Genomic DNA, 16,368 nt, shown 5'->3' on the forward strand with positions numbered 1-16,368 from the left:
AGGATGACTGTAGATAAAACTTCCGTTATGGGTGACCAAGGCATCAAGCCGAAAGAACAATTCGTACATTCCGTATTTGAGAGCATTGCCGGCAAATACGATTTGATGAATGATATCTTAAGCTTCCGCCGCCACAAAGCGTGGCGCAAGTTTACAATGCGCAAGATGAACATGAAGCGCGGGGATTCGGCAGTGGATCTGTGCTGCGGGACCTGCGACTGGAGCATCGCCCTGGCTGAGGCCAGCGAGACCGGCTGTGTCATGGGACTGGATTTCAGTGCAGGCATGCTGGAGGTCGGCAAGCGCAAGGTAGAGGGGCGCGGACTCCAGGACCGGATATCCCTGATTCAGGGTAATGCGATGGATCTGCCCTTCGGTGATAATTCCTTCGATTATGCGACGATTGGCTTCGGACTCCGCAATGTGCCTGATCCCGTTCAAGTGCTGAACGAAATGAAGCGTGTGGTGAAGCCGGGCGGTATGGTGGTATGCCTGGAGCTTTCGAAGCCGATGAAGCAGCCGTTCAAGGGGATTTATTTTTTCTATTTCCAGCGTGTGCTTCCGTTGCTCGGCAAGCTTTTTGCCAAGCGGTATGAGCAATATAAGTGGCTTCCCGAGTCACTCGCCCTGTTCCCGGACAGAGAGCAGCTGGCAGTGATCTTCCGTGAAACCGGCTTGCAAAAAGTGGAATCCTTCCCCTTGACCGGCGGCATCGCGGCATTACATATTGGGCTCAAGGAGAACAGCAATGTTTAAGAAAATCGGCATCTTTCTACAAATGATTAAATTTGAACATACGGTTTTTGCATTACCCTTTGCTTTTATGGGCGCTTTGCTCGGATCGGTCGTAATGTTTGGTGAACTGCCTTCCTGGAGCCAGATCGGCTGGGTTGTGATTGCCATGTTCGGTGCACGCAGCGCGGCTATGGGGCTTAACCGGCTGATCGACCGGATCAGCGATGCGAAGAATCCCCGGACAGCCGGGAGAGCGATTCCTGCAGGACTGCTGAAGGTTGGAGAAGTATCGCTATTTATCGCCTTCTCGTTCTTTTTGCTGTTCTGGGCTGCTTTTAAGCTGAATCCGCTGTCAGCGAAGCTGCTCCCGATTGCTGTTTTCCTGCTGGTGTTCTATTCGTTCACGAAACGCTTCACCTGGGCTTGCCACCTGATTCTCGGTCTTACGATCGCGCTTGCGCCGCTCGGAGGCTGGGTTGCCGTTACGGGCACTGTAGACTGGACCTCCATGGTATTCTATTTCACTATCGTCTTCTGGACAGCGGGTTTTGATATTATTTATTCCTGCCAGGATGTGGAATTCGACCTTAAGGAAGGTCTTTACTCTATTCCTGTCCGCTTCGGAGTTGCCCGTGCGCTTCTTATTGCCAAGGTGTTTCATCTGCTTACGGGAATCGGATTTGTATCGCTGCTCTTTATTACCGAATTGAGCTGGTGGTATGTGGCAGGTATGCTGATTGCCTACATTATTTTATTTTATGAGCATTATATCGTATCCCCGAGCGACCTCAGTAAACTGCAGACGGCGTTTTTCACAATGAACGGGGTGCTTAGTATTGTAGTCTTTTCCTTTACTCTGATTGACCTGGTGGTGCAGTTCTACAAATGACCGAGCTTAAGCCTAAAAATTTCGTGGTTGGCATTACCGGCGCGAGCGGAGGGATCTACGGCATCCGGCTGACAGAAACCCTGCTCTCGCTCGGTTACACGGTACATCTGGTGGTTAGCAATGCTGGCTGGCGCGTCTTCAAAGAAGAATTAGGCTTCACGGCCTCAGACCGGGAAGGGTTTCTGGACGGGCGGTTCAGCAGCTATCCCGGTTCTCTTCTGTATCACCCTATCGCAGATATTGGTGCTTCGATTGCCAGCGGCTCCTTCCGGACGGAAGGGATGATCATTATGCCTTGCTCGATGGGAACACTGTCTGCTGTAGCGCAGGGCAGTTCTGACAATCTGATGACGCGGGCTGCAGATGTCATGCTGAAGGAAGGGCGCCCCTTGGTGCTTGTTCCCCGGGAGACACCGCTGCACGCGATTCACCTGGAGAATATGCTGAAGCTGTCCCGGATGGGAGTCAAGCTTATCCCGGCGATGCCGGCGTTTTATTTTGGACCCGCAACAATCGATGATCTGATTAATTTCATGGTAGGCAAAGTGCTGGACAGCTTTAATATTGAACATACTTTATTTCGCAGATGGGGGGAATGAAGGATGACACATCCAGAGCACACCGTTATCGGTAAAATCAGTTACACCAACTCATGGCCGGTATTTCATAATTTCCATCCTTCTTCTCTCAGCTTCCCGGCAGAGATGGTGAGTGAAGTACCCGCCATTCTCAATCAAGGCATGGCCGACGGGAGCATACATGTAGGCGCATTATCCTCCTTCGCGTACGCAGCGGCCAGCGACCGGCTTCTGCTGCTTCCGGATTTGTCCGTTAGTGCTGACGGGCCGGTCAAATCGATCCTGCTCTTCTCAAGAATGCCGGTGCAGTCTATCGGCAGCGGCAGGATCGCCGTAACGAATACATCGGCCACTTCTGTCAATCTGCTGAAAATTCTGATGGACAAAGCTATAGGTGCCACCCCTGAATACATCAGTGTCCCTCCTGATCTGAACGAAATGATGGATCAGGCAGATGCCTGTCTGCTGATCGGGGATCATGCCATCCGGGCATCCTGGCAGGATCAGGGATATTACGTAACGGATCTGGGTGAGCTATGGAAGGAATGGACCGGACTCAGCATGACTTTTGCCGTCTGGGCAGTTAACCGCAGGGCTGCTTTGCGTAATCCGGAAGCGATTGCCGAGATAGCGGAAGCCTTTGCGGTCAGCAAAAGACGAGGCCTGCGTGAGCTGGCGCCAATTACACATGAAGCCCGCTGCACCATCGGAGGTACTGCATCCTATTGGAATGATTACTTCCGTAATTTATGTTACGACTTTGGGGAAAGGCAGCAGGAAGGTCTGAACCTCTATTTCCGCTATGCCTATGAAATGGGCCTGCTGCCGCAGGAAGTGAAGATGGAGCTTTGGAGCCACAATCTGCTGACACGGGTGAAAGAATGAAGCGAATGCAAATATTCGGCTTGCTGAACAAAGATATGGATCAGATTGAAAAGGAACTGTACCGCAGTGTCCAGGGTGATGATGACCTGCTGACAGAAACCTCGCTGCACCTGCTCAAGGCGGGAGGCAAGCGCCTTCGTCCGGTATTTGTCCTCATGGGCGGCAAATTCGGACAGTATGACCTCGACAAGCTGAAGCGTGTAGCGATTCCGCTGGAGCTGATACATAGCGCTTCACTTGTCCACGATGATGTCATCGACGATGCTGAACTCCGGCGTGGAGAGCCCACCGTCAAGGCGAAGTGGGGCGACAAGATCGCCATGTATACCGGCGACTATATCTATGCCAAGGCACTGGTCATGACTTCGGAACTGAAGAATCCCCGGATTCATCAGATTCTCTCCAAAGCTATGGTGGAGATGTCGATCGGAGAGATGGAGCAGATTCGTGATTTCTTCAACAGCGGGCAGAGCGTGCGTCATTACCTGCGGAGAATCCGCCGCAAGACAGCACTGCTGATAGCCGTCAGCTGTCAGCTCGGCGCCCTGGCTGCAGAAGCAGAGCCGGAGACAGCAAGGCTGCTCTATAATTACGGATACAACGTGGGGATGGCGTTTCAGATCCGTGATGATCTGCTCGATCTTTCCGGAACGGAGAAGCAAATCGGCAAGCCGCCGGGCAGCGATATGCGCCAGGGCAACATTACATTGCCGGTGATTTACAGCCTGCAGGACTCAAGGCTGCGCGAAGGACTGATGGAAGAGCTGGAACTGATCCGCGGGGGGAATGGCGGGGTTGGCCGTGCAATCGACCTGATCCTTTCCGGGGACGGAATTGCCCGTGCGGAGGAGCTGGCTTCCCGCTACATCGCCAAGGCGCTTGAGGCGCTGGAGCAGCTCCCGGGCAACCGGACCAAACGTAATCTGCGCGACATCGCCTTTTTTGTCACAGGACGCGCTTATTAATCTGGCAGCTTCCGCAGATTAAGCGTTCACAGATGACGAGGTTTCTGATAATATCAGAAAATGAACAACCTTATTATGCAATCCCGTATAGACAACCTAGCATTCATTAAGAATTAGGGAAATGGAGAGTGACTCTATGGAACAAACGTATCTGATGATCAAACCGGACGGTGTACAACGCGGATTGATCGGGCGTATTGTCGCCCGCCTGGAGGATAAGGGATTCAAGCTGGTTGCGGCGAAGCTGATTACCATTACGGAAGCACAAGCCAAGAAGCACTACGCAGAGCATGAAGGTAAAGATTTCTTCCCGGAACTGGTAGGCTTTATCACCTCCGGTCCTGTGTTTGCCATGGTATGGGAAGGCGATGATGTGGTAACGTTGTCGCGTCTGCTGATCGGCAAAACCAAAGTGGGCGAGGCATTGCCGGGAACGATCCGCGGTGACTATGCCAGCCACACCCCGCTTAATTTGATCCACGGATCAGACTCGCCGGAAAGCGCAGCACGTGAAATTGCCAATTTCTTTGCTCCGTCTGAACTGGCCCAGTATAACAAAGACATCTCAGTCTGGATGTAAGGTCCGGCGGAAGACAGGAGAATATTTATGGCAGAACGTGAAGAACCCGCATTAACCCCAGACCCGGATTACACCGGATTTATTCATAATGTCAAACAGAGCACCGGAATTGATCTCGCCCAGTACAAGGAAGCGCAGATGAAGCGGCGTCTTACGACGCTCCGCATGAAGAACGGTTACAATTCTTTTAGTGATTTTTATGCAGCAATGATGAAGGACAAGGCTTTATTCTATGAATTTCTCGACCGGATGACCATTAATGTCTCCGAATTCTGGCGTAATCCGAACCGCTGGGAAGTATTAAGGGATGTTATTCTGCCTGATCTTCAGCGTTCCGGCCGCAGACTGAAGCTGTGGAGTGCCGCCTGTTCTACCGGAGAAGAACCGTATACACTGGCGATGATCCTGTCAGACAAGAATATTCTGGCCCAGACTGGTATTCTGGCTACGGATATTGATGACGGGGCCTTGGCCAAAGCGAAGCAGGGGTTATATCTGGAGCGATCCTTGAAAGATGTCCCTAAAGATGTGGCTGACCGGTATTTTACTCCGGAGGGACCCGTGTTCAAGGTCAGTGAAGGACTGAAGAAAAGTATCGATTTCCGCAAGCAGAATCTGCTGCTCGATAAGTTTGATGAAGGCTTCGACCTGATCATCTGCCGGAATGTAATGATCTATTTCACAGAAGAAGCCAAGAATAAGCTGTATCACAAATTCTCGGCCAGCCTGCGTCCCGGCGGCTATCTGTTCGTGGGCAGCACGGAACAGATTTTCACGCCTGCGCAGTATGGCTTCGAATCTACAGAAACCTTCTTCTACCGCAAGAAGTAGGCAGCTGCTGCTTATCCGCAGGGCCTGTCACTACAGGTATACTTTAACTTCTTTTCAGTGATACTGAAGAGTAGAAACCGTATGCCAAGTGAAAGGTCGTTATATTAGATGGACAAAAGCAAGGTTATAGCCGCGTATCGACGCGGCTTCCTCACAGTCCGCGAATGCGGACAGGTTCTCGGGATTGAGGAGCTGCAGCTGCAGAGCCTGCTTGCAGCGGAGGAGGGCAGAACCGGCAGCCTGCCTCCCGCACCGGGTGACCGGCAGCTGGAGACAGGCTCTTAGGGCGGGGATGCACAGCAGCGCCGTTTCTGCTCGAAAGAGCAGAAGCGGCGCTGTTCTTGTTTAGGAATAGAGTGGCTCTTTAAGGTGATCACTTTCTTGTCAAAGCCGATGGCCTATACTATAATAAGCAAAGACATTTAACATTTTAGCGGTTTACAGTCTAAAAGTATGAAGGGGGAACGCAGCATGAGTTTACGCTATTTAACAGCGGGGGAAACGCACGGCCCCCAGCTTACAGCCATTATTGAGGGATTGCCCAGCAATTTGACACTTGATTTCGAAGAGCTTAATTTCCAGCTGCACCGGAGACAGAAGGGCTACGGCCGCGGACGCCGGATGCAGATTGAGAAGGATACCGCCGAGATTGTAGGCGGCGTGCGCCACGGTTCCACAACGGGTGCCCCTGTAGCCCTGGTGGTGGAGAACAAGGACTGGACGCACTGGAAGAACATTATGAACATCGAGCCGATTCCAGGCAGTGATGAGGAGAAGCGCCGGGTCAACCGTCCGCGTCCCGGACATGCCGACCTGAACGGCGGCTTGAAGTATAACCTTACGGATCTGCGCAATGTACTTGAGCGCTCCAGCGCCCGTGAAACGGCTGCCCGGGTTGCAGTAGGCGCAGTAGCCCGCCAGCTGCTGGCGGCATTCGGGGTGAAGATTGCCGGACAAGTGATCCGCATCGGTGAAATCGAAGCACCTGCCAACCAGCTCACGGTAGATGAGTTGATCGTGCAGACCGAAGAGTCCTCTGTGAGAGTCGTCGACAAAGAGACGGAACAGAAGATGGAGGCTTACATAGACAAGATCAAGGAAGAAGGCGACTCCATCGGCGGGATTGTGGAATGTATTGTCGAGGGTCTGCCGATCGGCCTTGGCAGTCATGTGCAGTCTGACCGCAAGCTCGATGGAGCCATCGCCGGAGCTGTTATGTCGATTAATGCCTTCAAAGGCGTGGAGATCGGCATCGGCTTCGAGGCCGGTAAGCTGCGCGGTTCTCAGGTTCATGACGAGATTATGTATGAAGCCTCACAGGGATACTACCGGGCGAGCAACCGGCTGGGCGGATTTGAAGGCGGTATGACCAACGGGATGCCGGTGGTGGTCCGCGGAGTAATGAAGCCGATTCCGACCCTGTACAAGCCGCTGCAAAGTGTGGATATCGATACGAAAGAACCATTCACTGCCCAGGTGGAGCGTTCGGATGCCTGTGCGGTTCCGGCAGCCTGTGTTGTACTGGAGAATGTGGTGGCCTGGGAGATTGCCAAGGCTTTCCTGGATAAATTCGGCGGCGATTCAATGGAAGAGATCCAAGCCAACTATAATAATTACCTGGCGCAGCTGGAGAGCTATTAAGATGCGCAGCATTACGGTAGCTCTGGGTGAACGCTCTTATCCTATTTATATCGGCAGCGGACTGCTGCAGAATATTGGTGAACGCTGCATAGAAGCCGGTTTCCCGCAGCGCAGTCCGCTGCTGGTTGTCACGGACAGTGAAGTGGCTCCGCGTTATCTGGATCAGGTAGAGGCATCCCTGCGCGGCAGCGGATATACGGTGGTCAGCCATGTGATTCAGGCTGGTGAAGCTTCCAAATCTCTGGCCGTCTATGAAGAGGTCATTACGACAGCCATTCAGGGCGGGCTGGACCGCAGCTCTGCAGTGCTGGCGCTTGGCGGGGGGGTTGTAGGGGATCTGGCCGGATTCGTCGCCGCCTCTTATATGCGGGGAATCGGATTCATGCAGATTCCCACCACGATTCTCGCCCACGACAGCAGTGTAGGCGGCAAGGTTGCGGTCAACCATCCGCTGGCCAAGAATATGCTTGGCGCCTTCTACCAGCCGTCCATGGTGCTGTACGATCTGGACACCCTTGCTACACTTCCTCCACGCCAGGTTGCTTCGGGACTGGCTGAGGTTGTGAAGCATGGTCTGATCCTTGACAAAGAGTTCGCGTACTGGTGCCGTGAGCATGCCGGAGAGCTGCTTGCCCTGGACCCGGAGGCTCTGGGTTACGCGCTGGAACGCGGCTGTGCGATCAAGGCTGACGTTGTTTGCAATGATGAGACGGAGCAGGGGCAGCGTGCGATTCTGAACCTGGGACATACCATTGGACATGCTATTGAAGCAGTAGGCGGCTACGGCGTATTTCTTCATGGTGAGGCTATTGCTATTGGAATGGCCGGATCAGCACTGCTGGCCGCGAAGCTGGGCCGGGACAGAGCGATCTATGAAGATACGGTATCTATGCTCACCGCGTTGTCTCTGCCGGTCAGACTTCCGGCGGACTACGGTGAGGATGAGCTGATGGAAGCCATGATGCATGACAAGAAGTTCAAGGAAGGCAGAATGACCTTTATCGTGCCGGACGACATCGGCGCTGTCAGTATTGTGGGCGATGTGCAGGCAAGTGATGTGCGCGGGGTTATCGCCCAGCTCAAGAAGGAGGAAAGCCCATGGTGAACCGGGGGATACGCGGTGCAACAACCGTAACGAAGAATGAGGAAACCGAAATTTTACGCGAGACTGTTGTGCTGCTGAGGGAAATTGTTGAGCGCAACGATGTTATCGCCGAGGATATCTGCAGTGTCTGGATCACGATGACCGCAGACCTGGACGCCACTTTTCCGGCGCGTGCCATCCGTGAGATTGAAGGCTGGGAAATGGTGCCGCTGATGTGTTCGGTGGAGATTCCGGTCAAAGGCAGCCTGCCGCAGTGCATCCGCCTGATGGTTCAGGTGAATACGGATAAATCACAGCGGGACATCCGCCATGTGTATCTGAATGAAGCCCAGCGGCTTCGTCCGGATCTCTCACAGGGCAAGTAATAAATTACATATGCGGGGTTGTCATGAACTGCCGTCATCATGTATAGTGTAGTTAGCCGAGTGAAGCAGAGTATAGTTTAGTTTAGATGAGTATAGTTGAGCAGAGTGCAGGACTTTTTTTGAAGAGCAGACCATTGATTATCAGCATTCTTTTTTTGGCATACCGTATAGAGTTTGTGCAGCAGCTGCCCATACGCTATAAGTGTATCCTCTGAGGGGATGATCTGTACTCGATTTGGTTTTTGCCGGTCCCAGGCGCTTATTCACATACTTGCTAACACAAACCTCTACTCCGGTAGAGGTTTTTCTGTATTTCGGACATTACCTATAGAATCCCAGGAGGTTAGCCAAGTGACGAATCCGAGCATTGAAGAAGTAGTGTCGCTGTCGCGGAAGTATAATCTGATCCCGGTAGTGAAAAGGCTGCTGGCCGATATGGAAACACCCATCCGCTTGTTCCAGCGTTTTGCGGAGCAGGATCGTGCATTCCTGCTGGAGAGTGTAGAGGGCGGCAGTCAATGGGCACGTTATTCCTTTATCGGCAGTGATCCGTTCCTGATGATTTCAGGCAAAAAAGGCCTGATTCACGTTGAAGTGGGCGGTGAAAAAAAACAGCTGCCCGGCAAACCTGTCGAGGAGCTTAAGGCGCTGCTGCGCTCCTACCGCAGTCCCAAGCTGGACGGGATGCCGCCGTTTACGGGCGGTGCTATCGGATTCTTCGGGTATGATCTGCTGCAGTATTACGAGAAGCTGTCCGCGCATGCCGTAGATGATCTGAATATGGATGATATCCGCTTCATGTTCTGTGACCGCATCATCGTCTTCGATCATGTGAAGCAGCAGATTCTGCTGGTAGGCAATCTGCACATCAAGGATGGCAATACCGATTCCGAGATTCGCGCAGGTTACGAGGAACTAAGCTGCCGCCTGGAGAATATGGCTGAAGAGCTGCAAAAGGAAGGACCGAAGGAGAACGTCAACCGCCGCAGCATCCCTCAGGACATTGAGCTGGGTGAGATTCACTCCAACCTGACCAAGGAACAATACATCAGCAACGTGGAGCAGGCCAAAGAGTACATCCGCGCCGGTGATATCTTCCAGGTGGTGCTGTCCCAGCGGCTGCATATAGAAACCGAGGTGTCTCCACTGCATGTGTACCGGATGCTGCGGACGCTGAACCCTTCACCTTATATGTATTATCTGAAAATGGACGAAGAGATCATCGTAGGCACTTCACCGGAAGCGCTGGTTAAGGTGGATAGCAGCGGAAGGGTTGAGACCCGCCCGATTGCCGGAACCCGGCCGCGCGGGGAGACCGAGGCGCAGGACCGCCAGCTCGCCGCTGAACTGCTGGAGGATGAGAAGGAACGCGCAGAGCATCTGATGCTAGTGGATCTGGGCCGTAATGACCTGGGCCGTGTGTCGAAGTTCGGCACGGTGAAATGCGACTCGTTCATGGAGATCGAGAAATACTCGCATGTGATGCATATCGTCTCGAACGTGTCCGGGACGCTGGCCGACGATAAAGATTTCTTCGATGCCTTCCTCTCCTGCCTCCCGGCAGGGACTGTATCGGGGGCACCGAAGCTGCGGGCGATGGAGATCATTGCCGAACTGGAAAAGGAAGCACGCGGTGCTTATGCCGGCGCCATCGGTTATCTCGGCTTCTCCGGGAATATGGATTCCTGCATAACCATTCGCACAATTATTTTCCGCAAAGGCCGGGCTTATGTGCAGGCTGGAGCGGGAATTGTCTGGGACTCGGTTCCGGAGAAGGAATATGAAGAGACTCTCAACAAGGCCAAGGGCATGCTGAAGGCGATCCGGATGGCCGAAGCCATGTTCCCCGCCGAGGTTAAGGAGAAGCAGGTTATCAACCAGGATTATATGTACGAATATACCCCGTGAGCCTGGGATAAGCAGAGATGAGCTAAGACGAGCAGAGAATGCTCCATACTATTTTTGGCGTATGCTTCCGGAGCCGGTTTGTAAGAAGCTGATTCAGGAAGTCCGCCTACAAAACTCTTAGGAGGGAATCAATATGGAAGCAAGCCAGTTAATACAATCAGGAATTGCCGGATTAATCGAAGGAAAGGATCTTACCCGCACCCAGGCACGGGAGGTAATGGGGATTATTATGGAGGGGGCGGCAACACATGCGCAGATCGGAGCACTGCTCACGGCGCTGCGTATCAAGGGTGAAACAGTAGAGGAAATCACCGGGTTCGCGGAAGCGATGCGCGGTTTCGGGACTCCGGTACTTACGGAACGTAGCCAGCTGCTCGATACCTGCGGCACCGGAGGCTCCGGTATCCATAAATTTAATATCTCCACCGCCTCGGCAATCATCTCCTCAGCCGCCTCTGTAAGAGTTGCGAAGCACGGCAACCGTTCGGCTTCCGGCAGAGCGGGCAGCGCCGATGTACTGGAGGCTCTCGGCGTCAATATTCATCTGAATGCGGAGCAGGCCCGGCAATGTCTGGACAGCATAGGGATCTGCTTCCTGTTCGCACAAATCTACCATCCGTCAATGAAGCATGCTGCTGCTCCCCGCCGTGAGCTGGGTGTGCGTACTGTATTCAATATGCTTGGCCCGCTGACGAATCCGGCAGGAGCTGACCGGCAGCTCATGGGCATCTATGACCGCAACAAAACGGAGACTGTGGCCAAAGTACTGGGCGAGCTGGGCTCCAAGCGGGCAATGATTGTCAGCAGTCAGGACGGTCTGGATGAAATCAGCATTTCGGCGCCGACCCAGGTCTCCGAGCTGAGAAATGGTGTGGTCACAACCTACGAGGTTACACCGCAGGAGCTCGGGCTGAGCCAGCATCCGCTGGAGGATGTGCTCGGAGGTGATGCGGCCGAGAATGCTGCAATTATAACTACAGTGCTGGAAGGACAAATCAATCCATACCGTGATATCGTATTAGCGAATGCAGGGGCATGCATCTATGTTGCCGGTCTTGCAGATACACTGCGGGAAGGCGTAGACCGGGCAAGAGAGGTAGTGGATTCAGGAGCAGCACTGCGCAAGCTGGAACAGTTAAAAGCCATGACGAAGGAGCTTGATTATGTATCTTGACCGGATTGTTGCCACCAAAGTGAAAGAGGTTGAGGCGTTAAATAAGACATTTTCATTGGAAGAGGCTGAACGGGCTATCGCTGCTCTGCCTGCAACGAGAGGGTTCCGCGCTGTGCTGACCGGACGGCGGAACCGGGACATGGGGCTGATCGCCGAGGTGAAGAAGGCTTCGCCTTCCAAAGGCCTGATCCGTGCCGATTTTGATCCGGTTGCGATTGCTAAAGGCTATGCAGCAGGAGGCGCGGACTGCCTGTCTGTGCTTACGGACCGGGAATATTTTCAGGGCAGCGGATCGTATCTGCAGCAGGTAAGGGAAGCGGTGGAGCTTCCTCTGCTGCGCAAAGACTTCATCATTGATGAGAAGCAGATCTACGAAGCGCGCCTGCTGGGAGCAGATGCTATTCTGCTCATTGCCGCTATTCTGACATCTGAACAGCTGAGCGCATTCACCGATACCGCTGCAGCGCTTGGCCTGGATATCCTGATTGAAGTGCATGACCGTGCTGAACTGGAAATGGTGCTGGCCACAGGCAAGGCTGTTCATCCCGGCGTGCTGCTTGGCATCAACAACCGGAATCTGAAGACCTTTGAGACCGCGCTTTCTGCCACAGCTGAGCTTGCGGCACTGCTTCCGGAGGGACTGCCGGTCATCAGTGAGAGCGGGATTACCGGTCCGGAGGACATCGCATTCTTAAGCAAGACCCGGGCTACCGGCGTGCTGGTAGGAGAATATCTGATGCGCCAGCCGGATGTAGAGCAGGCAGTGAATCAGTTGCTCGGACCGCTTCCTGCAGGGAAGGACCGTGCGCTGCATGGCTGATACACTCGTAAAAATCTGTGGACTTCAGGACGTTGAAGTGCTAAAATCTATGAAGAGTTTGCCTCTGGATTATATCGGATTGGTATTTGCCCCGAGCCGCCGCAGAGTGACTGCTGAAGCTGCTGCCGAGCTTGTTGCAGAGCTGAAGGAGTGGGAGACTGGGACAGCACCCCGCGTTGCGGGAGTCTTCGTCGATCCGCAGCTTACAGAGCTGACAGAGCTGCTCAGAACAGTACCGCTGGACGTCGTGCAGCTGCATGGGCAAGAGAGCCCGCTGTTCTGCAGCGGGGTCAAGCAGGCTTTTCCGCAGATTCAAGTATGGAAGGCACTTTCTGTAGCAGGCCATGACCCTGAAGCAGGAATAGACATTCGTGCTCTCCTGGAGAGCTACGCCGGCACAATCGATGCGCTGCTCCTGGATACCTATGATCCGCAGGGCAGCGGAGGCTCCGGACGTATGTTTGACTGGGAACAGATTCCGCTCTACCAGCAAGCGGCTGCGGACTATGCGCTGCCTTTATTTATAGCCGGAGGACTGAATCCGGACAACGTGAATGAGCTGCTGGACGGCTACGCTCCATATGGCGTGGATGTATCCAGCGGAGTGGAAAGTAACGGCCTTAAGGATATCGCAAAAATGACAGCTTTCGTGGAAAGGGTGAAGCAATCATGATACAAGTACCGGACAAGAACGGACGTTTTGGTTCTTTTGGAGGCCGCTTCGTTCCTGAAACCTTGATGAATGCACTGATTGAGCTGGAGGAGGCCTACCGTAAATTCTCGGCAGACCCGGCTTTTCAGGAGGAAATAGATTACCTGCTTAAGCAGTATTCCGGACGCGAGACCCCGCTGTATTATGCGGAGCGGCTAAGCAAGCATCTGGGAGAAGCCAAGATCTATCTGAAGCGTGAGGACCTGAATCATACAGGTGCGCACAAGATCAACAACGCTATCGGACAAGGCATTCTGGCCAAAATGATGGGTAAAACCAAGGTGATTGCCGAAACAGGAGCCGGCCAGCACGGCGTGGCTACCGCTACAGTTGCAGCCTTGCTTGGTATGGAATGCAAGGTATTCATGGGCGAAGAGGATACCCGCCGCCAGGCACTGAACGTCTTCCGTATGAAGCTGCTTGGTGCAGAGGTGATTCCTGTAACCTCCGGGTCAAGAACCCTGAAGGACGCCGGTAATGAGGCACTGCGCTACTGGGTGAGCAACGTTGAGGATACCTTCTATATTCTTGGCTCTGCGGTAGGCCCGCATCCCTATCCGATGATGGTCCGTAATTTCCAGCGGATTATCGGGGATGAGACCCGCCGCCAGATTCTGGAGGCTGAAGGACGCTTGCCGGATCTGCTGGTTGCCGCGGTAGGCGGAGGCAGTAATGCCATCGGCATGTTCTATCCTTTTATGGAGGATGAGCAGGTTGGTATGATTGGTGTTGAAGCTGCCGGTAAGGGAATTGATACTCCGTTCCATGCAGCAACTATGAGTAAGGGGAGTCATGGCGTCTTCCAGGGATCGCTCAGCTACCTGCTGCAGGATGAGCACGGACAGGTGACCGAAGCCCATTCCATATCGGCCGGACTGGATTATCCAGGTGTCGGCCCCGAGCACTCCTATCTCAAGGATATTCACCGCGCACAGTATGTGCCGGTTACGGATGACGAGGCGCTGGATGCGCTGAAGCTGCTCTGTCAGACAGAAGGCATCATCCCTGCCCTCGAATCTGCCCATGCGATTGCCCATGTGGTGAAGCTCGGCAAGACACTGACCAAGGATGATATTGTAGTCATCTGCCTGTCCGGACGCGGCGACAAAGACGTGGAATCGATCATGGCGTATACGGAAGGGGCGGGGAAATAATGACTACCGAAACTACAAACCGGATGGATCTGACCTTCAAAAAGCTGCGGGCAGAGGGCCGGGCAGCCCTGATTCCTTTTCTTACCGTAGGCGATCCTGATCTTGAGACTACGCTGGATATTATCGCTGAGCTGGAGGCGGCCGGTGCGGACATTCTGGAGCTCGGAGTTCCCTATTCCGACCCGTTAGCCGACGGTCCGGTCATTCAGCGGGCTTCCTCCAGAGCCCTGCGCAGCAACATTCATCTCCGCACCTGCATGGAGACAGCCCTTAAGGCACGTCAGGCCGGCAGCCAGCTGCCCTTCATCCTGTTCACCTACTATAATCCGGTGATGCAGATGGGACTGGATACCTTCTTCGCCGAGCTGGATGCCCATGAAATCAGCGGGCTGATTATTCCCGATCTGCCTGTTGAAGAGTCGGAGGACATGCGTGAGCGCAGCCGTGCAGCCGGAGTGAATCTGATTCCGCTGGTAGCCCCGACTTCCAGTGAGCGGATTGCACGGATTGTTTCCGGTGCCAGCGGGTTCGTCTACTGCGTATCTTCGCTTGGTGTAACCGGAGAACGTTCTACCTTTCATACCGGGGTGGATGACTTCATTCAGTCCGTCCGCCGCTCTACAGACCTGCCGATCGCTGTAGGATTCGGGATTTCCACTGGAGAACAGGTGTCCCGGTTTGCGAAGATTTGCGATGGTGTAGTCGTCGGCAGTGCCATTGTCCGCAAGGTGGAGGATGTTATTCCTCTGCTGGCCCAGCCGGAGACAAGAAGTGCCGGACTGTTGCAAATTCGTGAATTTGTGGCACAATTAAGACCATAACGGTCTGCATACTGACCTGATACTAGTCAATTACTTCTAGAGAGCGAGGATGGGCCATGAACCCGAAACCTAATATCGTCGACCTCCCTGTCTACAAGCCGGGGAAACCGATCGAAGAAGTCAAGAAGGAACTGGGCTTAAGCGATGTTATTAAGCTGGCATCCAACGAGAACCCTTACGGGGCAGCACCAAGCGCAAAAGCCGCTATTGTAGCGGAACTGGATAATCTGTATTTATACCCGGACGGCTCCGCTGCCGAGCTGACTGCAGCATTGGCCAGGCATCTGGGAGTAGCAAGTGACAACATTATTTTCGGCTGCGGGTCTGACGAGATTATTGCTCTGATCGCGCGTGCATTTTTCCTGCCCGGTGACGAGACCATAATGGCGGACCAGACCTTCTCCGTCTATAAGAGCAACGCTGATATAGAAGGTGCTGTATCTATTGAAGTGCCCTTGAAGAATGGTACCCATGATCTGGATGCCATGCTGGCGAAGATTACGGACCGTACCAAGGCAATCTGGATCTGCAATCCGAACAATCCGACCGGAACCATTGTGCCGGAGGATGCCCTGATTACTTTCCTGGATGCAGTTCCGGCTGGAGTTATGGTTATACTGGATGAGGCATATTTCGAATACGTGACCGATCTGAGTTACTCTGACGGGATTAAACTTCTGGATACTTATCCCAATCTCGTTGTACTCCGCACGTTCTCCAAGATCTACGGTCTTGCAGCACTCCGCATCGGTTACGGCGTGGCCAGCCCGCAGATTATCTCCTTGATCAATAAAGTGCGGGAACCGTTCAATACCACCCGCTTAGCCCAGGTAGGGGCGCTGGCTGCATTGGCTGATCAGCAATATGTCCAGCAGTGCCGGTCGCTTAACAGTGCGGGTATTGTCCAACTGCAGGCTGAATTCCAGCGCCTAGGCCTTGAGTCCTTCCCGGCACACGGCAATTTCATCATGGTGGATGTGCGCAAGCCGGCCTTTGAGGTCTTCGATGCCCTGCTGCGGCAAGGTATTATCGTGAGAGCAGGCCACCACCGCTACCCTACCTACATCCGGGTTACTGTCGGCTCTGCCGAGCAGAATACGGCCTTCATCGCTGCTTTGGAGAAGGCGCTTGAAGAACAGGGAGTACGCGCATAACCTATATCAGAAGAAGCAGGATTGACGATATCACAGAAGGCAGGTAGTTCT

18 protein-coding genes are annotated in these 16,368 nt (G+C 53.6%); all 18 read left to right on the forward strand.

Annotated features, from left to right (window positions below):
* Nucleotides 1–27: 27 nt before the first annotated feature.
* Nucleotides 28–756 carry a demethylmenaquinone methyltransferase gene (locus NSU14_RS09295; protein WP_039301884.1) on the forward strand — a complete coding sequence of 243 codons (729 nt, stop codon included), beginning with the start codon at nt 28–30 and terminating at the stop codon, nt 754–756.
* On the forward strand, nt 749–1,624 hold the full coding sequence (locus NSU14_RS09300; RefSeq protein WP_039301813.1) for a UbiA-like polyprenyltransferase: 876 nt from the start codon (nt 749–751) through the stop codon (nt 1,622–1,624). The genes NSU14_RS09295 and NSU14_RS09300 overlap by 8 nt, the downstream gene beginning before the upstream one ends.
* Nucleotides 1,621–2,223, forward strand: coding sequence for a UbiX family flavin prenyltransferase (locus NSU14_RS09305; protein WP_076243346.1), 603 nt, complete (start codon nt 1,621–1,623; stop codon nt 2,221–2,223). Before NSU14_RS09300 ends, NSU14_RS09305 begins: the two co-directional genes overlap by 4 nt.
* Before the next feature lie 3 nt (nt 2,224–2,226).
* Nucleotides 2,227–3,087, forward strand: coding sequence for a menaquinone biosynthetic enzyme MqnA/MqnD family protein (locus tag NSU14_RS09310; protein WP_042138623.1), 861 nt, complete (start codon nt 2,227–2,229; stop codon nt 3,085–3,087).
* On the forward strand, nt 3,084–4,052 hold the full coding sequence (locus NSU14_RS09315; protein ID WP_039301818.1) for a polyprenyl synthetase family protein: 969 nt from the start codon (nt 3,084–3,086) through the stop codon (nt 4,050–4,052). Before NSU14_RS09310 ends, NSU14_RS09315 begins: the two co-directional genes overlap by 4 nt.
* A gap of 136 nt (nt 4,053–4,188) precedes the next feature.
* A complete protein-coding gene (gene ndk / locus NSU14_RS09320) occupies nt 4,189–4,632 on the forward strand; it encodes a nucleoside-diphosphate kinase (protein ID WP_039301819.1) in 444 nt (147 codons plus the stop codon).
* A gap of 27 nt (nt 4,633–4,659) precedes the next feature.
* On the forward strand, nt 4,660–5,463 hold the full coding sequence (locus NSU14_RS09325) for a CheR family methyltransferase (protein ID WP_039301821.1): 804 nt from the start codon (nt 4,660–4,662) through the stop codon (nt 5,461–5,463).
* A 108-nt stretch (nt 5,464–5,571) separates the two neighbouring features.
* The gene (locus NSU14_RS09330; protein WP_171716680.1) at nt 5,572–5,748 is read left to right on the forward strand and encodes a hypothetical protein; all 177 of its coding nucleotides are present in this window, start codon (nt 5,572–5,574) and stop codon (nt 5,746–5,748) included.
* Nucleotides 5,749–5,934: 186 nt separating this feature from the next.
* Nucleotides 5,935–7,104, forward strand: a complete 1,170-nt coding sequence (gene aroC / locus NSU14_RS09335; protein WP_340944349.1) for a chorismate synthase — start codon at nt 5,935–5,937, stop codon at nt 7,102–7,104.
* Nucleotide 7,105: 1 nt separating this feature from the next.
* The gene (gene aroB, locus NSU14_RS09340; protein WP_076243344.1) at nt 7,106–8,209 is read left to right on the forward strand and encodes a 3-dehydroquinate synthase; all 1,104 of its coding nucleotides are present in this window, start codon (nt 7,106–7,108) and stop codon (nt 8,207–8,209) included.
* Entirely contained in the window at nt 8,203–8,574 is a 372-nt protein-coding gene (gene aroH / locus NSU14_RS09345) for a chorismate mutase (RefSeq protein ID WP_042138621.1), read from the forward strand. The genes aroB and aroH overlap by 7 nt, the downstream gene beginning before the upstream one ends.
* Before the next feature lie 351 nt (nt 8,575–8,925).
* Complete coding sequence (gene trpE / locus NSU14_RS09350; RefSeq protein ID WP_340944351.1) at nt 8,926–10,482, forward strand: anthranilate synthase component I; 1,557 nt, start codon at nt 8,926–8,928, stop codon at nt 10,480–10,482.
* A 133-nt stretch (nt 10,483–10,615) separates the two neighbouring features.
* Nucleotides 10,616–11,656, forward strand: coding sequence for an anthranilate phosphoribosyltransferase (trpD, locus tag NSU14_RS09355; protein ID WP_340944353.1), 1,041 nt, complete (start codon nt 10,616–10,618; stop codon nt 11,654–11,656).
* A complete protein-coding gene (trpC, locus tag NSU14_RS09360; protein ID WP_340944355.1) occupies nt 11,646–12,476 on the forward strand; it encodes an indole-3-glycerol phosphate synthase TrpC in 831 nt (276 codons plus the stop codon). Before trpD ends, trpC begins: the two co-directional genes overlap by 11 nt.
* Nucleotides 12,469–13,149, forward strand: a complete 681-nt coding sequence (locus NSU14_RS09365) for a phosphoribosylanthranilate isomerase (protein ID WP_340944357.1) — start codon at nt 12,469–12,471, stop codon at nt 13,147–13,149. Before trpC ends, NSU14_RS09365 begins: the two co-directional genes overlap by 8 nt.
* Nucleotides 13,146–14,342, forward strand: coding sequence for a tryptophan synthase subunit beta (gene trpB / locus NSU14_RS09370; protein WP_039301842.1), 1,197 nt, complete (start codon nt 13,146–13,148; stop codon nt 14,340–14,342). Before NSU14_RS09365 ends, trpB begins: the two co-directional genes overlap by 4 nt.
* On the forward strand, nt 14,342–15,163 hold the full coding sequence (gene trpA, locus NSU14_RS09375; RefSeq protein WP_039301845.1) for a tryptophan synthase subunit alpha: 822 nt from the start codon (nt 14,342–14,344) through the stop codon (nt 15,161–15,163). The genes trpB and trpA overlap by 1 nt, the downstream gene beginning before the upstream one ends.
* Before the next feature lie 56 nt (nt 15,164–15,219).
* Complete coding sequence (hisC, locus tag NSU14_RS09380; RefSeq protein WP_042138616.1) at nt 15,220–16,317, forward strand: histidinol-phosphate transaminase; 1,098 nt, start codon at nt 15,220–15,222, stop codon at nt 16,315–16,317.
* The last annotated feature ends 51 nt before the right edge of the window (nt 16,318–16,368 follow it).

Source organism: Paenibacillus sp. FSL R10-2771 (assembly GCF_038000205.1).
In the GTDB taxonomy this organism is placed as follows: Bacteria; Bacillota; Bacilli; order Paenibacillales; family Paenibacillaceae; genus Paenibacillus_AQ; species Paenibacillus_AQ phytohabitans.